The organism is Pseudomonas sp. Z1-12 (assembly GCF_051132015.1).
Taxonomy (GTDB): domain Bacteria; phylum Pseudomonadota; class Gammaproteobacteria; order Pseudomonadales; family Pseudomonadaceae; genus Aquipseudomonas; species Aquipseudomonas zanjanensis.
In genome coordinates this window covers 5210505-5223833 of the sequence record NZ_CP071647.1, presented here as the reverse complement: position 1 = coordinate 5223833, position 13329 = coordinate 5210505, and the positions used below count along the sequence as shown (strand labels likewise).

Annotated in this window: 13 protein-coding genes; 5 read left to right on the top strand and 8 right to left on the bottom strand. The window is 60.8% G+C overall.

The window, feature by feature from the left end; translation table 11 throughout:
* Positions 1 to 954: an SMC-Scp complex subunit ScpB gene (gene scpB, locus J3P85_RS22635; protein WP_434703574.1), complete on the top strand. Its 954-nt coding sequence runs from the start codon at positions 1 to 3 to the stop codon at positions 952 to 954.
* A gap of 323 nt (positions 955 to 1277) precedes the next feature.
* Positions 1278 to 2513 carry a 23S rRNA pseudouridine(2605) synthase RluB gene (gene rluB / locus J3P85_RS22630; RefSeq protein WP_434703573.1) on the top strand — a complete coding sequence of 412 codons (1236 nt, stop codon included), beginning with the start codon at positions 1278 to 1280 and terminating at the stop codon, positions 2511 to 2513.
* A gap of 225 nt (positions 2514 to 2738) precedes the next feature.
* Here the strand turns inward: rluB and J3P85_RS22625 are convergent, their stop codons facing one another.
* Positions 2739 to 3704, bottom strand: a complete 966-nt coding sequence (locus tag J3P85_RS22625) for a leucyl aminopeptidase (RefSeq protein ID WP_434703572.1) — start codon at positions 3702 to 3704, stop codon at positions 2739 to 2741.
* Between the two features lie 92 nt (positions 3705 to 3796).
* The gene (locus tag J3P85_RS22620; protein WP_434703570.1) at positions 3797 to 3934 is read right to left on the bottom strand and encodes a hypothetical protein; all 138 of its coding nucleotides are present in this window, start codon (positions 3932 to 3934) and stop codon (positions 3797 to 3799) included.
* A 656-nt stretch (positions 3935 to 4590) separates the two neighbouring features.
* Here J3P85_RS22620 and J3P85_RS22615 point away from each other — a divergent pair.
* Positions 4591 to 6012 (top strand): amino acid permease, encoded by a 1422-nt coding sequence (locus J3P85_RS22615; RefSeq protein ID WP_434703569.1) that lies wholly within the window; start codon positions 4591 to 4593, stop codon positions 6010 to 6012.
* 192 nt (positions 6013 to 6204) lie between these two features.
* Positions 6205 to 6618 carry an alternative ribosome rescue aminoacyl-tRNA hydrolase ArfB gene (arfB, locus tag J3P85_RS22610; protein WP_018604539.1) on the top strand — a complete coding sequence of 138 codons (414 nt, stop codon included), beginning with the start codon at positions 6205 to 6207 and terminating at the stop codon, positions 6616 to 6618.
* Here arfB and J3P85_RS22605 read toward each other — a convergent pair.
* The 3 genes from J3P85_RS22605 to J3P85_RS22595 all read right to left on the bottom strand — a co-directional run bounded on the left by J3P85_RS22605 (position 6615) and on the right by J3P85_RS22595 (position 8328).
* A complete protein-coding gene (locus J3P85_RS22605) occupies positions 6615 to 7814 on the bottom strand; it encodes an MFS transporter (protein WP_434703568.1) in 1200 nt (399 codons plus the stop codon). The genes arfB and J3P85_RS22605 overlap by 4 nt on opposite strands.
* Positions 7815 to 7916: 102 nt before the next feature.
* A complete protein-coding gene (locus tag J3P85_RS22600; RefSeq protein WP_434574555.1) occupies positions 7917 to 8147 on the bottom strand; it encodes a hypothetical protein in 231 nt (76 codons plus the stop codon).
* Positions 8148 to 8184: 37 nt separating this feature from the next.
* Positions 8185 to 8328 (bottom strand): hypothetical protein, encoded by a 144-nt coding sequence (locus J3P85_RS22595; RefSeq protein ID WP_162893862.1) that lies wholly within the window; start codon positions 8326 to 8328, stop codon positions 8185 to 8187.
* 288 nt (positions 8329 to 8616) lie between these two features.
* Between J3P85_RS22595 and J3P85_RS22590 the strand changes: the two genes are divergently transcribed.
* Positions 8617 to 10242, top strand: a complete 1626-nt coding sequence (locus J3P85_RS22590) for a methyl-accepting chemotaxis protein (protein ID WP_434703566.1) — start codon at positions 8617 to 8619, stop codon at positions 10240 to 10242.
* Between the two features lie 207 nt (positions 10243 to 10449).
* On the opposite strand, the gene J3P85_RS22585 is transcribed toward J3P85_RS22590, so the two are convergent.
* The 3 genes from J3P85_RS22585 to J3P85_RS22575 all read right to left on the bottom strand — a co-directional run bounded on the left by J3P85_RS22585 (position 10450) and on the right by J3P85_RS22575 (position 13217).
* Positions 10450 to 11472 carry a transporter gene (locus tag J3P85_RS22585; RefSeq protein ID WP_434703565.1) on the bottom strand — a complete coding sequence of 341 codons (1023 nt, stop codon included), beginning with the start codon at positions 11470 to 11472 and terminating at the stop codon, positions 10450 to 10452.
* 186 nt (positions 11473 to 11658) lie between these two features.
* Positions 11659 to 11964: a PepSY domain-containing protein gene (locus J3P85_RS22580; RefSeq protein WP_250965845.1), complete on the bottom strand. Its 306-nt coding sequence runs from the start codon at positions 11962 to 11964 to the stop codon at positions 11659 to 11661.
* 125 nt (positions 11965 to 12089) lie between these two features.
* Positions 12090 to 13217, bottom strand: a complete 1128-nt coding sequence (locus J3P85_RS22575; protein ID WP_186706280.1) for a glycerophosphodiester phosphodiesterase — start codon at positions 13215 to 13217, stop codon at positions 12090 to 12092.
* Positions 13218 to 13329: the final 112 nt, after the last annotated feature.

Sequence of the window (13329 nt, the reverse complement as noted above, 5' to 3'; positions counted from 1 at the left end):
ATGAATCTGACTGAACCCCGCGAGCTGGCCCCCTTGCTTGAAGCTTTCCTGTTGGCCTCGGGAAAGCCGCAATCGATGGAACGCCTGTTCGAACTCTTCGAAGAAGGCGAGCGGCCCGAGCCGGCCGTGTTCAAGAAAGCCCTGGCACTGTTGGGCAAGTCCTGCGAGGGGCGGGCTTTCGAACTCAAGGAAGTGGCGTCGGGGTACCGCCTGCAAATCCGCGAGAAATTCGCGCCGTGGGTGGGGCGCCTGTGGGAGGAACGGCCGCAGCGCTATTCCCGGGCGCTGCTAGAAACCATGGCGCTCATCGCCTATCGCCAGCCGATCACCCGGGGCGAGATCGAAGATGTGCGGGGCGTGGCGGTCAATAGCAACATCGTCAAGACGCTGCTGGAACGCGAGTGGATCCGCGTCGTCGGTTATCGCGATGTGCCGGGCAAACCGGCGATGTTTGCGACCACCAAGGCCTTCCTCGATCACTTCAACCTGAAGAACCTGGACGACCTGCCGCCGCTGGCCGAATTGCGGGAACTGGAACCCGAACCGATGCTGGAGTTCGACGACGCCCCGGTGCCCCAGGGCTTGCAGGAACTGGCGGACGCCAGCGCCGAGCCCGAAGAGCCGAAGGAGGAGACCAGTTTCCACTCGTTGTTGCTGGAGCTGGACACCATGGAGGAGGGCTTGAAGACCGATTTCGACGACCTGCTGCGGGAAGGTCCTGGTCCTGAGGGCGACTCGGATGAGCTGGCGGAGCCCGATAGCGCGGCGGCGCCGGAGCCAGAACCGGAACCGGAACCGGAAGAAGATATCCTCGGCGTTGCCCAAGCCCGGGAAAAACTCCTGGCCGCCGTCGCCGCCCTCCAGCCGCCGGAACCCGAACTGAGCGACGAAGAAGCCGAAGCCCGGGCGTTGGCCGAAGCGATCGAGAACGAACGGCGCCAGTTCGACGATTGATCCAACTGATTTGGAAACGCTGGCTGACCCTGTGGGAGCCGAGCTTGCTCGCGATGACGGAGGAGCATTCGGCATCAATGCAGGCTGACCCACCGCCATCGCGAGCAAGCTCGGCTCCCACAGGGGCATTCATTAAGTCCCCGCCAAGCCGGGCATCACCAGTCGGCGGAAAAAGCGCCGGACGCTGGTTGATCAGCTAGTCTCTGATGCGCAATCGCTTCAACGCGCGTATGATTCGCGACCCCTTGGCGATCCCTTCGCCAAAGACCCGTATTCAAAGCGTCAGGCCAAGCCTGACCCGACCACACCGGGAGGTGCCCAGAATGAAAGACCTAGACCAGAACGACAGCCAGGAAATCGGCCCAGCAGGCGAGAAGCTGCAAAAAGTCCTCGCCCGTATCGGCGTCGGTTCGCGCCGTGACGTGGAAGCCTGGATCACCCAGGGCCGGATCAAAGTCAACGGCAAAGATGCCACCTTGGGCCTGCGTGTCGACATGCACGATGCCATCACCATCGATGGCAAGGTGATCAAGCGCGAAGAGGCCGCCGAAACGGTGCGCCGCGTGATCATGTACAACAAGCCCGACGGCGAGATCTGCACCCGTGACGACCCGGAAGGTCGCCCGACCGTGTTCGACAAGATGCCGCGTCCGAAAGAAGGCCGCTGGATCAACATCGGCCGCCTGGACATCAACACCACCGGTTTGCTGATGTTCACCACCGACGGTGAACTGGCCAACCGCTTGATGCACCCGTCCTACGAGATGGACCGCGAATACGCCGTGCGTGTGCGTGGTGAGGTCGACGACGAGATGATCGAGCGCCTCAAGGCCGGCGTTGTGCTGGAAGACGGCCCGGCGCGTTTCACCGACATCAAGCAGGCGCCCGGCGGTGAAGGCTTCAACCATTGGTACCACTGCGTGGTGATGGAAGGCCGTAACCGTGAAGTGCGGCGTTTGTGGGAATCCCAGGGGTTGGTGGTCAGCCGCCTGAAGCGCGTGCGTTTCGGTCCGGTGTTCCTCAATTCCGACCTGCCGATGGGCCGCTGGCGCGAAATGAGCCAGTACGAAGTCGACATCCTGGCCGCCGAAGTGGGCCTCAAGCCGGTGGCAATGCCGCAGATGACCGCCAAGAGCAAGGACAAGCTGGAGCGGATGCAGCGTAAATCCTCGCGCCCGATGGGCAAGACCGAGCGCGTGCGTACGCTGCGCCCGGCTGCTGATGGTGTGGCGACCGGTCCGCGTCCTTCGCGCGAGCCGCAGATTGAAGGCGAACGCCCGGCCCGCAAGCCTGCACCGCGTCAGGACGGCGAGCGTGGCCCACGCACGCCGCGTCCGGCCAATGGTCGGACTGAGCGCGGCGAAGGTCGCGGTGCCCCGGCGGGTCGCGGTACGCCCGTCGCCGATCGCCCGGCCGACACCAAGCGTCCGGCCAAGCCAGCGCCGAAAAAGCGCCCGGGCATCATCCTGGCCGACCGCGACACGCCATCGGGCAAGCGCCGTGGTGCCCCGGCAGGTTCGGGACAGCGTCCGGGTTTCGGGCGTCGCAAGCCGGAGTGAGGCAGCGGTGAGTTTCTAGCTGCAAGCTGCAAGAAAAACGCCAACCGTTGGGTTGGCGTTTTTTTTTGTCTGGCTTTAGGGATGCGGTGCCTTTGAGTCCGCCATCGCGAGCAAGCTCGCTCCCACAATGGAGCGGCGCCGAACACACATCTCCCAGTCACCAAGATCAACTGTGGGAGCGAGCTTGCTCGCGATGGCGTCAGCAGCCCCACAACCGATCCCAGCCTAAAGCACAAACCGCCCATCAAACATGGGCTCTTTGTCCAGCGCCAGCACACCGCTTTCGAAAATCAGATCCAAATGGTGGCTGCCCTTGGCCCCGCCACCCAGTCCCAGGTGCAGGCCGCAGTGGCGCTCTTCGAAACCGGCGTTGCGGGCGTACAGGCTCTTGACCCCTTCGTTGGTGCCGATCCCCAGTTCTTCGATGCGGCGGTTGGACGGGTTGGCGTCCAGGTATTTGTTGAAGTCGTGTTCCAGGCCCGGCACGTCGGTGGCGATTTTCTGGATGGTGGAGTCTTCGATCCACAACTCGAGGGGCGATTGCAGCACGCCGTACTTGCGTGCGAACGGGATGGTGCTCAGGAACGTGCCGACGAATTTCACCTGGCCGTTGATGGTGTCGCTGTGGGTGGCGATTTCGCCGGGGGCCAGGTCGTAGTTGCCGAGGCCGTTGATGTCGGTCCACTTCTTCACGCTGCCCAGGGCGGTGTCGAAATACGAACCGTGGTCATCCTGGAAGCTCAGGGTCGTCGCCTGGGACATGCGCCGGATCAGGTGACTGTTGAGCCCGGCGATACGTTGGGGAATCACGCTGAAGGTGTCGTAGAAATAATCGCCGTAATCCTTGAACAGCAGCGATTTCTTCCAGTTGTCGGCCATCACGCCTTGCAATGCCCGAACAAAGTCCGGGCCGTCAGGGCGTGGATTGGGCAGGGTGGAAGAGTCGTAGAAAAAAATATACAGGTCGCTGTCGGCAATGGCCTTGGACAGGCGCTCCGTGGATTCGAGGTCCAGGCGCATGGCGCTGAACCGGAACGGCGAGCCGCTGCCCGCCTGTTCGGCAATGGCGCCGGTCAGCGCTTCGTAGTCAGCGGTATGGCCGAGCAACACCTTGGCGGGCTGGGTGCCGGCCAGGGCGGGATGGTGTTCGAGGTAGTAAAGGAAATGTGAGATGGCTCGTTGTGTGTCCATGCTTATTCTTCCCTGACACGTTCATTTAATGTCCCTGACAACCGACAAGAGTGGCGGAGTCGACCGGCCGGATCGCCTCCGCCGGGCAGTGCCTACAGAGGCCACATCGCCGTGCCGAACGGAACCACGGCGTCGGTTTGCATCATTTCAACGGCGGCCTCATGGGTCGGCGCTTCAAACCATTCGTCCAGTTGCAGTTCGGTTTCCAAGTCTTTGTCCAGTGCTTGCATAGTGAATCTCCTAGATGACTTTTGCGGAAAACGCGGGCCGATTCGGCGAGTCATACCCGACAGAACCGGCACCGCAGAACTTGTCGGCACGATGCCTTGGCAAGTCGCTGAAAACCTAGTCGAGGGTTTTTTGGATTGCAAAAAAATAATTTTATTTTTTTCTTTTGAACTTTTTGTTCCATTTTTGGCGTTGAAATTACCCATTCAAAAACAGCCGCCTGGGTGATTTATTTAATAGGTAGCTACCTACCGTCAATTTGCAGTCAGCCTACGGAATATTCCTGCGTGGAAAGCCTGCGTTACGCGCTGTAAAGGAATGCTGACGATTTTGGCCCTTCGAACTGACCGGTGTCCGCATTTGGGAGGGCTGTAAGAAAAAGCTGCCGAGTGGGCCGGCTTGGCGGGTTTTTTGAGACTTCGCAGCGCTTGTTTCAAGCCGGCGGGAAAGGTCAGATGCGCGCCAGACCTCAAGTGCGGGGGCAGACGCTGATCCGGTGGTGTCTGGCAGCAGGGGGGCTGCAGTGTACAATGCGCCGCGTTTTACTGTGACCCTTCGCGTACCCACGCACTTTCAAGGTTATCCGCCTTGTTCACTCCGCCACGCCATAAGCGTGTCGGGTTCGATTTCGTCACAGATAAAAACAAATAGGTGACGCATGACCGTTGTAGAAAATACGCATTCGGGCGAGCTGAAACGCGGCCTGAAAAATCGCCATATTCAACTGATCGCCCTCGGTGGCGCGATCGGCACCGGCCTGTTCCTCGGCTCGGCGGGAGTGCTGAAATCCGCCGGCCCGTCGATGATCCTCGGCTACGCCATCTGCGGCTTCATCGCCTTCATGATCATGCGCCAGTTGGGCGAAATGATTGTCGAAGAGCCGGTGGCCGGTTCCTTCAGCCACTTCGCCCACAAGTACTGGGGCGGTTTCGCCGGGTTCCTGTCGGGTTGGAACTGCTGGATCCTCTACATCCTGGTGGGCATGTCGGAGCTGACCGCGGTCGGCAAGTACATCCATTACTGGGCGCCCGAGATTCCGACCTGGGTGTCGGCGGCGGCGTTTTTCGTCCTGATCAATGCGATCAACCTGGCCAACGTCAAAGTCTTCGGCGAGGCCGAGTTCTGGTTCGCGATCATCAAGGTCGTGGCGATTGTCGGCATGATTGCCTTGGGCAGCTATCTGTTGGTCAGCGGCCATGGCGGCCCGCAGGCATCGGTGACCAACCTGTGGTCCCACGGCGGGTTCTTCCCCAACGGCGTGAGCGGACTAGTGATGGCCATGGCGATCATCATGTTCTCCTTCGGTGGCCTGGAAATGCTCGGTTTCACCGCTGCTGAGGCCGACAAACCGAAAACCGTGATCCCCAAGGCCATCAACCAGGTGATCTACCGGATCCTGATTTTCTACATCGGCGCGCTCGTGGTGCTGTTGTCCCTGACCCCTTGGGACAGCCTGCTGAGCACCCTCAACGCGTCCGGCGATGCCTACAGCGGCAGCCCGTTCGTGCAGGTGTTCTCGATGCTGGGCAGCAACACCGCTGCGCATATCCTCAACTTCGTCGTGCTGACCGCCGCGCTGTCGGTGTACAACAGCGGCACCTACTGCAACAGCCGCATGTTGCTGGGCATGGCCGAGCAGGGCGATGCGCCCAAGGCCTTGTCGAAGATCGACAAGCGGGGCGTGCCGGTGCGTTCGATCCTCGCGTCGGCGGCGGTCACGCTGGTGGCGGTACTGTTGAACTACCTGGTCCCGCAGCATGCACTGGAGTTGTTGATGTCGTTGGTGGTCGCGACCCTGGTGATCAACTGGGCGATGATCAGCTACTCGCACTTCAAGTTCCGCCAGCACATGAACCAGACCCGCCAGACGCCGCTGTTCAAGGCGCTGTGGTACCCGTATGGCAACTACATCTGCCTGGCGTTCGTGGTGTTCATCCTGGGCGTGATGTTGCTGATCCCCGGCATCCAGATCTCGGTCTATGCGATTCCGGTGTGGGTGGTGTTCATGGCCGTGTGTTATTGGATCAAGAACAAGCGCAGTGCCCGGCATGAACTGGCGCTGGCGGCTGCCGCCAAGTAAGCGAGCCTGAAATACACCAAACCCGGCCAAGCGCCGGGTTTGTCATTTCAGGCAAGACAACACCTGCCCCTGTGGGAGCGAGCAAGCTCGCTCCCAAATTGTTCGGCAGTGTTCATAGCGTTCATTCCCACAGCATCGGTGTTGTCGGGGGGATTCGCGGTATCCTGTGGGGCCTGACACCGGACACTTTCCATGCTGGTCATTTCCAACACCGTGCACATCCCGGACGCCGAGATCGAGCTGACGGCCATCCGCGCCCAAGGGGCTGGGGGGCAGAACGTCAACAAGGTTTCCAGCGCCGTGCATTTGCGCTTCGACATTCCGGCTTCGTCGCTGCCCGAGTTCTACAAGGAGCGGCTGCTGGCGCTGCGTGACAGTCGCATTACCAGCGACGGTGTGTTGATCATCAAGGCCCAGCAATACCGCACGCAGGAACAGAACCGGGCCGACGCGCTGGAGCGCCTGACCGAACTGATCCTCAGCGCCACCAAGGTCGAAAAGAAGCGCCGTCCGACCAAGCCGACCCTGGGGTCGAAAAAGCGTCGCCTGGAATCCAAGACCAAGCGCGGCTCGATCAAGGCCGGGCGCGGCAAGGTGGACTTCTAGTTCTTCTCCCGCGCTTCACGGTACCGAGGCGCCTGCCGGTACAAGTAGACGCTCAGGGCCAAGCCACCCAGGGCCGCCAGGGCAGCGAACAGAAAGATCGAGGCAAAGCCGAAGCCAGCGGCAATCGCACCGGCCAGCGGCCCGGTGATCCCCAGCGATAGATCAATGAACAGTGAATAAGCGCCCACCGCGGCCCCACGGCTGGAGGCTGGCACCAGGTTGACCGCTTCCACGCCCAGCGCCGGAAACACCAGGGAAAAACCGAAACCGCTCAACGCCGCGCCCGCCAGGGCCCAATGGGCATCCGGTGCGAGCCACAACAGCAAGAGCCCCAGGGTTTCCACCGACAGGCAGGCAATCGCCACGCGAAAGCCGCCCAGGCGGTTGATCAGGTTGCCGAACAGCAGGCGCGCGCCGATGAAGCTGGCGCCGAACAGGCTCAGGCACAGCACCGCGTTATCCCAATGCTGGGTGGCGTAATACAGGGTGATGAAGGTCGCGATGGTGCCAAACCCGATGGAACCCAGGGCCAAGCCGCAGCCGTGTGGCAGCACACGCCCCAGCACGTGCATGAACGGCAGGCGTTCGCCAGAGACAATGGGCGCAGCAGTCTTGCGCCAGGCCAATGCCAGTCCCAGCAGGCCCAGCAAGATGATGCTGGCGCCCATGCTCCACAGCCCCAACGCGTTGACCAGCCACACCCCCAACGGAGCACCGATCGCCAGCGCGCCGTAACTGGCGATACCGTTCCAGGAAATCACCTTGGCGGTATTTGCCGCGCCAACCCGGCCGATGCCCCAGCCAATCGAACCCGACCCCACCAGGCTTTCGGCACTGCCCAGCACCAGGCGACCGATCAGCAGGCTGATCAGGCTGAACGTTGGCAGGTGGGGCGTCCAGGCCGACACCAGCATGAACACACCGCTCAGCCCGCAGCCGGCGAGGCCGAACATCACCGCGCGCTTGCTTCCCAGGTTATCGATGATTCGTCCTGCGTAAGGACGGCTGAGCAGGGTGGCCAGGTATTGCACGCTGATCACCAGCCCGGCGATCACCGCGCCGAAACCCAGCTCGCCGTGGACGAAACCGGGCAGCACGGCCAGGGGAATGCCGATATTCAGGTAGCCGATGAACGTGAACAGGACGATGGAAACGACTTGCAGCGTGACCGCCAGGGGGCGCTGGGAATCTGACATGGGAAAGAGGTCCACGGAGCAGCTGGATAGATAGGCTGCTTATGATAACGGCGACCGTGGCGTCCGGGCGGGGAAAAGTAAAACTATTTGCCCAATGGTGGCTCAGCGGTCGTTCTGTTCGCTGACCAGGCGCGTGGTCACCAGCGCGGCGATGGCGTTTTCTTCGCTGCCAAACCGGGCCAGCAGGGCCGCTTGTTTCTCGGTGGGAAGGCGGGTCCAGATCTCGACCATTTTCTCGGCGGTGCCGATCAGGACGCTGGCCTGGGCTTCGCTGAAGGGAGGGGTGTCATCGGTCATGGGGCGCTCGGGATTCAGGCAGTGTGGAAAGCGCATCTTAGCGCTTTCCACACGGTCTGGTGGTACGGGTCAATCAGTCTTCGCTGTCGGCCTGGCGGCGTTCAGTGGCTTCCTTGGGCTCGGGTTGCTGGGCGTCAGGTTGCCCTCCGGCTTGTAGCGTGGTCGTCTGCTCAGTGTCGTGCAGGCTTGGGAAGGGGAGATTAGGGATCTCGTGCATTTCGCGCTCCTCGCAAAGTCTGTGGATAGATCTGGTAGATCCGCGCTTTTACAAAGCCTGGGCAGGATACAGCAGGAGAAATGACAAAAAGACTTTTAAATCCCATCGCGCCGACAAAAGGGATTGTCTGGACAGGTCATGTCCAGTCAGCAAAAACGATCCCGCTACCGGTGGTCGCCACCGCTCAAGAACGCCCCGTACAGGCCGATGACTTGCACATATCCTCCACATTCCGTTGTAACAGTGGACCCTGGACATGGAGGTTCTTTATTTGAAGAGATCGACTCCATGTTTCTACAAAAATCCCTGAGAGCACAGATTCTCGCCCTGCTCAGCGGCAGCCTGCTGGCCATGTTGCTGATCGCCCTGGCGTCCTTTCACTTCCTTTCCGATGGCATCCAGAATTATCGTCAACTGCTCGACGGTCCGTTGCGTGCGTCGCAATTGATCGACGAGGCCAACCTGCAATTCAAGGTGCAGGTCCAGGAGTGGAAAAACGTCCTGTTGCGCGGCAAGCAGCCAGCGGACCTGGATAAATACTGGAAGCAATTCGAGGCACGCCAGAGCGATGTCCAGGGCATCCTTGGCCAGTTGACGACCCACGAAGGTGTCCCGGCGCAAATCAAGACACGCATCGAACGCCTGCGGGGCGAACATGCCCAGTTGGGCGCGGCCTACCAGAAGGGCCGTGATGCGTTTGTGACGGCGGGCGGCGACGCGGCGGCGGGCGATGCCGCAGTCAAGGGTGTGGACCGCGCGGCCAGTGAGCAGATGAGCGAGTTGGTGGTTGAGCTGCATAAGCTGGGCGATGAGCAATCGGCACTGATCAGTGCGGGTGCCGACCGCACGATCATGCTGGGTACGGTGATCATGCTCGCCTCAGGGCTGCTGGTCGGGTTGTTGAGTGTGTGGCTGGTCAACCGCAACCTGGTGCAGCCCATCCGTAACCTGATCGCGTACGTGACTCAACTGAGCCGCGGGCGTTTTGCCGAGCGTGTCACGAGCACGCGCCAGGATGAGTTGGGCGACCTGGCCCTGGCGGCCAATACGCTGCGCGATTTCCTTGCTGAAACCTTCACACGCTTGCAACGCAGTGCCACGGAGCTGGACAGCGCCAGCGGTGAGCTCAATGCGATTGCCAGCCTGATGAGCCAAGGCACCAGCGAGCAATTCGAGCGCACCGATCAAGTCGCGACCGCGATGAACGAGATGTCCGCCACCGCCCAGGAAGTTGCCCGCCATGCCGCCGATGCGGCGCAGGCTGCCGATGATGCCGATCATTCGGCGCAGCAGGGCGAGAAAGTGATGCAGGGCACGATCCACACCATCACCCAAATGCGTGGCGAAATTGCCAACACCGCCACGGTGATCCGGCGCCTGGAAGCCGACAGCGGACGCATCGGCAAGGTGCTGGAAGTGATCCGCGGGATCGCCGAGCAGACCAACCTGCTGGCCCTCAACGCTGCCATCGAAGCCGCACGGGCGGGTGAGGCCGGGCGTGGTTTTGCGGTGGTCGCCGATGAAGTCCGCAGCCTGGCCCAGCGCACGGCGTCATCGATCATCGAGATCAACCAGATCATCCAGACGGTTCAAACAGGCGCGGTGGACGCGGCCCAGGCCATCGAAAGCGGCCAGTCGCGCAGTGAGGAAAGTGTCGAGCAGGTGACCCAGGCCGGCGCGATGCTGGAACGCATCACCCAGGCGGTGGAAGCGATCCGCGACATGAACCGTCAGATCGCCACCGCTGCGGAAGAGCAGACCTCGGTGGCCGAGGATATTTCGCGCAACCTGACTGAAATCACCTGCATTGCCAGTACCAACCTGGATAACGTACAGCGCACCGAAGCGGCCAGTCGGGATTTGCACGGGTTGTCGGGGCAGTTGAATGAAGTGACGGCGCGGTTGAGTGCCTGACCGTATGTTCCTGATGCAGTAGCCCACCTGTGGCGAGGGAGCTTGCTCCCGCTGGGCTGCATAGCAGCCCCAAAGCCATTCAGCGCGGTGTATCAGGAATAAAATGGTTGGCAGATTTTACGACTGCTGCGCAGCCGAGCGGGAGCAAGCTCCCTCGCCACAAAAGCTCATACGAGTGTGAAGTGAGTAGGGGGCAGGGCATCAACCTCAATAATCGCGACGCTTGCGAAAGGCCCATCGGCCTGCAATCACGGTGAAGGTCGCCACCAGCGCTACCAGGATCCAGAAGCCCTCGGGATCTTCGGCCAGTGGCACGCCGCCGACGTTCATGCCGAAGAAACCGGCAATGATGTTGATGGGCAACGCCAGCACCGTGACCACCGTCAAGGTGAACAGCGTGCGGTTGCTTTGTTCGTTGAGGTTGGCGGCGATCTCTTCCTGCAGCAATTTGATCCGTTCGCCCAGGGCGGTGAGGTCGTTGATGATCAGGGCGAACTCCTCGGTCGACTTGCGCAGCTCCTTGACGTCTTCCTTCTGCAACCATTGTGGCGGGCGGTTGAGCAGGCGCAGCAACGAGCCCGGCTCCAGGGCCAGCAAGCGTTGCAGACGTACCAGCACGCGGCGCTGGCTGCCCAGCTCGGCGCGGTTGTTGGACACGCGCGAAGACAGCAGTTGGTCTTCGATCTGATCAACGCTGAGGCTGGTCTTGCGCACGATCTGGGTCAGCACTTCACCTTGATCGCGCAGCAGATGCACCAGTAACTCCAGCGGCGAGCGAAAGCATTCGCCGGCCTTGACCGATGAGCGCAGCTTGTCGACCGAGTGCAAGGGTTGCAGGCGCGCACTGATGATCAGTCGACTGTGTACGCACACCCACAATGTGGAGACATCCGAGGACACCAGGTTGCTGAGGTTGAACACCACATCGTTCACCACCGCCAGCAGTGCCGAGTCCACATGTTCGATGCGGGTCGATCGCGAGCCTTCGTGCAGGGCTTCGAAGAATTCCTCGGGCAAGGCCAGGTGGCTTTTCATCCAGCGCTCGCAGGCGGCGTGGGCCAGGTTCAGGTGCAGCCAGAGGAATTCGTCGGCATCCTGCGGTTGTTGCAGGCTTTGCAGGGCCTGGGCCGAATCGATTTCCCGGCCACGCTCGCCGGGACGAAAACGAAACCCGTAAAGCAGGCCGAACAGATCCGGATCGCGATGGCTTTGGTCGATGCTGTGGTTCATGAGGGCTCGCTGGCGGGAAGTGCCTGTCGCAGCGGCCACAGGTTCACTTGAGCGGCATCATTGCAGGGTTTTTTGATGGTTGTGTGACAGTTGCGCGGCGTCGTCAGATCGGCGGCGGTTTACAGACGGCCTACGCAAAAAAGCCGCGCAACTCGAAAGTTGCGCGGCTCTTCTTTAACCGATGGATCAAGTGTCTTGCTTGTCGGACAGGACTTTGCCGGTAGTTGCGTCGAAGTCCACGTCAAACTCTTTGCCGTCGGCCGTCTTCAGTTCCACTTCATATTCATAGCCGTCGAAGTGGTTATCCAGGTCGGTGTCGGTGATGGTCGCACCTGGGTGCAACTTCAGGGCTTCCGCATTCATCGACTCAAGGGATTTGATCTTGCCGTCCTTGACCAGTTGAGGAATCTGGTCGATTCGTACATCCGCCTGGGCCAGGCCAGCGGTGAGGGTCAGGGCGGCAGCGGTAAACAGGGCAGTCAACGTTTTCATGAGTGCTTTCCTTGGTGTCGTTATTAAGGGTGAGTCGTTTAAGTGGGTTCAGATTATTTGTGGCAACTTAATTCACCCTTAATTCGAAAAATCTTGAAGCAAGTTTCCTGGAAAGGTCGTTCGACTCAGTAGCCGTTCTTTTCCAATAGCTGCGCCACGCTGCCTGTCTCGGGACGCTTGAAATACTTGAGCAGCTCACTGGCCCGGTTGGTGAAGATGCCATCGACGCCGGCCTCCATCACTTTCTTGAAGTCCACCGGCTCATCCACGGTGTAGACGTGCACCAGCAAACCCTGATCGTGGGTGTACTGGTTCATCCACGGCTGCACCAGGTCCGAATAGCTCTGGCTGCCCCCATGGGTCAATGCCGCCGAAGGACCGGTGCCGATGGCGCCATGGGCCTTGGCGTACTGGACCCATTGTTCGAACTCGGCCTTGTCCTTGGGCTCCTGCTTGGCGTAATAGACGGCCTTGTCCGTTTCGCCGGACTCGGCAAACGTCACCTTGGACTTGGGTTCGATGTTGCCTTCGCCCACCCACAGCAGCAGGATTTTCGGCACCTTCGGCATCTCTTTGTGCAGCAGTTCGAGACTGCTCTTTTCAAAGGTCTGCAGCACCACTTTGCCCTTGCCCTGGCCGACGCCGGTGGCGCTTTTGGCCAATTTCGACCCAGCGGGGCTCAGCCAACCACGGTCCTGCAGTTTGTCCTTCAGGTCGCGCTCGATGCCGGGGAACAGCTTCGGCTCCTTGGTTTCGATGTACAGCCCCGGTTTATGCAGCGGGTTGCCCTCGGCGATGTTGATCACTTCATCGAGGGTGAGGATTTTCTGGCCGACGAACGAAGGGCGGGCGCGGTCCGGGTAGGCGGTGTTGAACCAGCTGCCGGCATCGAGGGTTTTGAGTTCCGCCATGGTGAATTCATTGGCGGTGCTGTCCTTGCGTTCGGGAAACTGGGTCGCGACATCCGTGGTGCGCAGCAGGCTGTCGTCATGCAGGACGAACAACACGCCGTCCTTGCTGCGCTGCAGGTCCAGCTCCAGGTAATCGGCGCCCAGGTCACGGGCCAGCTTGTAGGCGGCGGCGGTGGATTCCGGCGCGTCGAACGAGGCACCACGGTGGGCGATGACTGCCGGATGTGGAATGCCTTGAAGGGTGGCCAGGGCCTTGGGACTCGGGGCCTCGGAGGCTTGTGTCTGGCTGAAGCCGAGCAACAGGCTCAGCATCAAGGCGCTGCGGGTGAAGGTGACAGGCATGCTCGAGATCCTTTCGTAGAGGAGGCAAAACCTATCTTTTAACAATTGAACGCTGTCGGCGCTATCGCCATACCGACATAAACCTGTGTGAAGCAGATTTTTCCCACCCATT